General features: G+C 37.4%; 6 protein-coding genes. 3 read left to right on the top strand and 3 right to left on the bottom strand.

Translation table 11 applies throughout. The features are described from left to right. Nucleotides 1-554, bottom strand: a 554-nt coding sequence (locus FC36_RS08120) for a helix-turn-helix domain containing protein (RefSeq protein WP_056986830.1), incomplete at its 3' end; no start/stop codon positions are given. A gap of 132 nt (nt 555-686) precedes the next feature. Here FC36_RS08120 and FC36_RS08115 point away from each other — a divergent pair. The 3 genes from FC36_RS08115 (at nt 687) to FC36_RS08105 (ending at nt 4,010) form a co-directional block, all read left to right on the top strand. Further along, nucleotides 687-1,571: a YdcF family protein gene (locus FC36_RS08115; RefSeq protein WP_162257666.1), complete on the top strand. Its 885-nt coding sequence runs from the start codon at nt 687-689 to the stop codon at nt 1,569-1,571. An 85-nt stretch (nt 1,572-1,656) separates the two neighbouring features. Further along, nucleotides 1,657-3,300 carry a putative polysaccharide biosynthesis protein gene (locus FC36_RS08110; RefSeq protein ID WP_025021544.1) on the top strand — a complete coding sequence of 548 codons (1,644 nt, stop codon included), beginning with the start codon at nt 1,657-1,659 and terminating at the stop codon, nt 3,298-3,300. After that, complete coding sequence (locus tag FC36_RS08105; RefSeq protein WP_056986829.1) at nt 3,300-4,010, top strand: pseudouridine synthase; 711 nt, start codon at nt 3,300-3,302, stop codon at nt 4,008-4,010. Before FC36_RS08110 ends, FC36_RS08105 begins: the two co-directional genes overlap by 1 nt. Before the next feature lie 44 nt (nt 4,011-4,054). Here FC36_RS08105 and FC36_RS08100 read toward each other — a convergent pair whose 3' ends face one another. Continuing rightward, nucleotides 4,055-4,354: an NAD(P)H-hydrate dehydratase gene (locus FC36_RS08100; protein WP_082614604.1), complete on the bottom strand. Its 300-nt coding sequence runs from the start codon at nt 4,352-4,354 to the stop codon at nt 4,055-4,057. 9 nt (nt 4,355-4,363) lie between these two features. Further along, nucleotides 4,364-4,516 (bottom strand): hypothetical protein, encoded by a 153-nt coding sequence (locus FC36_RS11935; RefSeq protein ID WP_156409565.1) that lies wholly within the window; start codon nt 4,514-4,516, stop codon nt 4,364-4,366. Between the last annotated feature and the right edge of the window lie 108 nt (nt 4,517-4,624).

The following is a 4,624-nucleotide window of genomic DNA, read 5'->3' as shown; positions in this document are numbered from 1 at the left end:
TGATTAGTCGTTAAAAATCTCATTTTAACTTGTCCGTTTTCTTGACGCAAGACCAACCAGCTATATACTTGTGCATAACTCACATCATATTTTTCGGCTGTTCTATGGTAATTAATATCATGTTTAATCAAGAATTCAATGATTTCTAGGCGTTCTTCAAAGGTAGTTTTTCTGGTTGAATTTCTTTTTTTAGTCAAATTTAGGTCTCTCTTTCTAGGCTGATAAGCCTTTAAGGTACCTTCATTATACCGCTTTATCCAGTTATATAGTTGTGTATGAGATTTTAATCCATTTTTTATTGCGAAGTTTAGTAAAGAATCTCCCGATTCCATAAATGCTGTAACTAAAGAAATTTTAAAGTTAAGAGTATAACTTTGGTTAGTACGCTTACTTTTAAGTCCTTCAATTCCTTGATATTTGTATAATAGACACCATTGTTGGATGGTTCTATTATTAATTGAATACTTTTTAGAAATTTCATATATATCTTTTTCTTTAGCCTCTTTTAAAATAGATAGTTTTTGTGCTGAATTAAATTTTGGTTTTCTTCCCATAAAAAATACCCTCCAAGTATTTAGATGATTTTGTATATTTCATCTGTATACTTAGAGGGTATTATAGCCCGTCGTTCCTTGTTTTTAGGATTTTATTTTCTATTAACCCTAATGTTTTTTGGGGCAACGATTTTGGTACAAGTTGATCGTCTACTACAGCAAGGAAATTTTTGGGGTGTTTTGCTGATGTTTCTAGCAGTGCTGATTGTGATTTTCTTTTTATTGGTACCATTTTTAGTAAGTTTAATCTTAATTACTAATGGCTTGCGTTTAGCGCGACAAACGAGTTACTCCTTTGGTAATCTTTTGGCTTTGTTAGCAGGGATTTTACTTTTAGCAAACTTAGTTATTTGGCAAAGATTAGACCAATTATTTGCCAGTTGGGGTCTAATTTTTAGTCATATCTACCATATGTTGGATTTGGTGATTATTTATATTCTCTTTCTATTAACCATGTTTACCGTAACTAGTTGGTTAAATTTGTGGCACTTACCACAAACTAAAGAAGATTATTTAATTGTTCTCGGTGCTGGCTTGATTGACGGAAGAGTTTCGCCAGTTTTAGCTAAACGTATCGATAAAGCAGTCGCCTTATATCGTAAAGCTTCGGGTGCTAAATTGATTATGTCCGGAGGTCAAGGAGCCGATGAGTCTCGACCTGAAGCAATAGCTATGGCAGAATATGCCCAAGAATTGGGAGTACCTGTTACAGATATTTTATTGGAGTCAGCTTCGACTAATACTTGGGAAAATATTCGTTTTTCCCAACAATTAATTCCTAAAGGAGCTAAGGTTGGGTTAGTGACCAATAGTTTTCACGTTTTACGAGCGCTCTTATTTGCTAGAAAAGAAGGGCTAGCTTGTCGAGGATATGGGAGTCATAGTAAATTTTATTTCACCTTAAATGCTTTTATTCGGGAATTTGTGGGTTATTTAGTTTTAAAAAGGAAACTAGCTTTAGTAGTTTTAATTTTGTTAGAAACATTTTATGTTGTGATTCAAATTTTTAACCGCTAGGATTAAGGAATTTTCTAAGATTGAAGTTACTATTAAAATAGAGTAAAATTAGCTTGTTTACGAAATTGAAAGTAGGATATTGAGATTGAAAGAAGAGACACAAATTAAAACGGTAGCTCAGGAAGCGAGCGCTAAAGAAAAAATGTTGCGTGGCTCGGCTTGGATGACGATTGCTAGCATGTTATCGCGTCTTCTGGGAGCTTTATATATCATTCCTTGGTATCTGTGGATGGGAGATAATGCCTTAACGGCTAACGGTTTATACACTAAGGGTTATACGGTCTACAGTATTTTTATTATGTTATCAACTGTTGGTATTCCCTCAGCCGTAGCTAAACAAGTGGCCCACTATAATTCTTTAAATGAGTATGGTATAGGTCAACGTCTTTACCGGAGAATGGTGCTATTCATGGCAGGCTTAGGGGTGTTGATGGCGGCAATCATGTGGTTTATATCTCCAGCTTTGTCGGCGGGGGATGCTCGAATGATACCAGTTTTTCGCTCATTAGCAGTGACGATTTTAATTATTCCGGTTATGAGTTTGACGCGTGGCTTTTTCCAAGGGTATCAAGATATGAAACCTTCGGCCATTTCCCAATTAGTTGAGCAATTTGCGCGAATTATCTATCTTTTAGGTTCGACCTTCTTGATTATGAAGGTTTGGCACGGTGGTTTCCAAAATGCCGTGGTACATTCCACCTTTGCGGCTTTTGTTGGTGCGGTGTTTGCGATTTTAGTTTTAGCCTATTATCGCCTGAAGGACCGCACTTCTTTCCATAAGTTAGCCCAAAATAGTAATCATCAACTCGAGATTTCTGATAAGACTTTAATCAAGGATTTACTTTGGCAGGCAGTGCCGTTTATCTTTATTGGGATTGCGATTACACTTTACAGTTTAGTGGATCAGTATACTTTCCCATTTATTATGTATTTGAGTAGTCACTACTCCACAGCTGAAATCGACAATATGTATGCTTTATTTGCTGGTAATGCCAATAAAGTAGTTATGATTGTGGTTTCCTTGGCTTTGGCAATGGCTGAGACCTCGATACCTCTTTTGACGGAAGCTAATACTAAAGGGGATCAGGAAAGTGTCCAAAAGCAGGTCGTAGAAATTCTAGAACTATTTTTCTTTATCATGTTACCATCTGCTTTTGGGATGGCAGCGGTAGCTCAACCTTTATATAATGTCTTTTACGGATATGGGCCTTATGGAACAGCGATTTTAAAGATTGCAGCTTTTACAGCGGTTACCCAAGGTTTATTCATGTTACTGGCGAATATGTTACAAGGTTTAAACCAAAATCGCCTAGCTATTAAATATATGTTATATGGTCTAGTAGTTAAATTAATTTTACAAGTTCCATTGACAGCTTACTTAGAAGCCTTTGGACCGTTAATTGCCACGGCAATTGGTCTCCTATTTTCTTCGGTTTTATGTTACCGCTACATGAAGTATGAGTTGATTTTAGATTTATCTTTCCTACAAACACGGATTAATTGGATTTTATTTGCGTCTATGTTGATGTTTGCGGTAACGGCCACACTAACATGGGGGTTAAACCAAGTGATTTCCAGTGACAATCGGCTATTTTCTCTGGTTGAATTAGTTATATGTGCCGGTGTTGGGGCCTTGATTTACGTTTACATTATGCTGAAAACACGGATTGCCGACAGTGCTTTAGGCACTAAGGTAGGCAAGTTAAGACAAATTTTGAGGATTAAATAATGCGAATTGATAAATATCTAGCCCATGCTTTAAATGTGGGGCGGACGGATGTGAAAAAAATACTCAAAGCTAAAAGGGTCCAAGTGGATGGCCAAATTATCAAAGATGGCAAGTTCCAAGTTACGGAACAAACAGTGCGGGTTGATAATCGGGTCATAACCTATCAGGAAAATTTCTACTATCTGTTGCATAAACCGAAAGGAGTGGTGACGGCTACTAAGGATGCCAGTCAAAGAACTGTTATGGACTTATTTTCAGTAGCAGACTATCGAGCTGATCTTTATCCGGTGGGACGCCTAGATAAGGATACTACCGGGCTTTTATTGATTACCAATGACGGCCCACTAGGTCATAAGTTGCTGTCGCCTAAAAAGCACGTGGCGAAGACTTACTTGGCTATGGTGGCTGGTGAATTGACGTTATCGGGTCTAGAGCGGCTTCGGACCGGCTTGGAGCTTAAAAACGGTGAACAAACGCAACCAGCCCAAGTGCAAGTGCGAGAACAAGATCCTAAGAATGAAGCTAGTTTAGTGGAAATTACCATTCATGAGGGCAAGTACCATCAGGTTAAGCGGATGTTTGCAGCTATTTCTTGCCGGGTGGTAGAACTAAAACGTTTAACAATGGGAAGTTTAAGTCTACCAGCCGATTTGCCCCCTGGCGCTTATCGACCTTTAACGGACTTGGAATTAGCACAGTTAAAAGGTTAAAAAAACGAGTTTCCTTTTTCATATGAGGGAGGAAACTCGGTTTTTTAGTTAGCGAAGCGACGCATAATGGTAGGGATGGTCTGACAAATTATAGAAGGTAAGGTGACATAGTTATCTTGACTGAGTTCTCGAGCCACATAAGAATGGAAATAGACAGCTGCGTCAATGACTGCGATGGAATCTTGATTATGAAACTGAGCTAAGAAAGCCGCTAAAATTCCAGTTAATGTATCTCCCATCCCACCAGTAGCCATATAAGGCCCTCCGATACTTAATTGGTGGATTTGATTATTTGGGTGGTAAATTTCGGTTTGAAATTTTTTTAATGAAAAAGGAGCGTAAATCCCCCTACTTTAGTGGGGGGATATAAGCTCCACTCGATAGCTCGTAAGAGCTATTTTGTTTTTTTCTAAATATTCTTTAGCTAATTTAGATAATATCTCTGAAACAGATGAATGTTCCTTGACTGCTTGTGTTTTCAAGCTATCATTAAGTTCAACATTCATATAGATATTTACCTTTTTTGTTTTCTGCCACAACACTTTCCTTGTGTAATTAAGTATATTTTGTTATAATATAACTGTACTAAAGGAGGTGAAAATCAATGAAAACAA

Source organism: Ligilactobacillus equi DSM 15833 = JCM 10991 (genome assembly GCF_001435735.1).
In the GTDB taxonomy this organism is placed as follows: Bacteria; Bacillota; Bacilli; order Lactobacillales; family Lactobacillaceae; genus Ligilactobacillus; species Ligilactobacillus equi.
The sequence above is the reverse complement of the archived record's forward strand: the minus strand, read 5'-3'. Positions and strand labels throughout refer to the sequence as shown.

What these genes read in the sequence shown, in the direction of transcription:
- FC36_RS11935 (WP_156409565.1), bottom strand. Translation starts at nt 4,516, where the DNA reads ATGAATGTTGAACTTAATGATAGCTTGAAAACACAAGCAGTCAAGGAA.
- FC36_RS08105 (WP_056986829.1), top strand. Translation starts at nt 3,300, where the DNA reads ATGCGAATTGATAAATATCTAGCCCATGCTTTAAATGTGGGGCGGACG.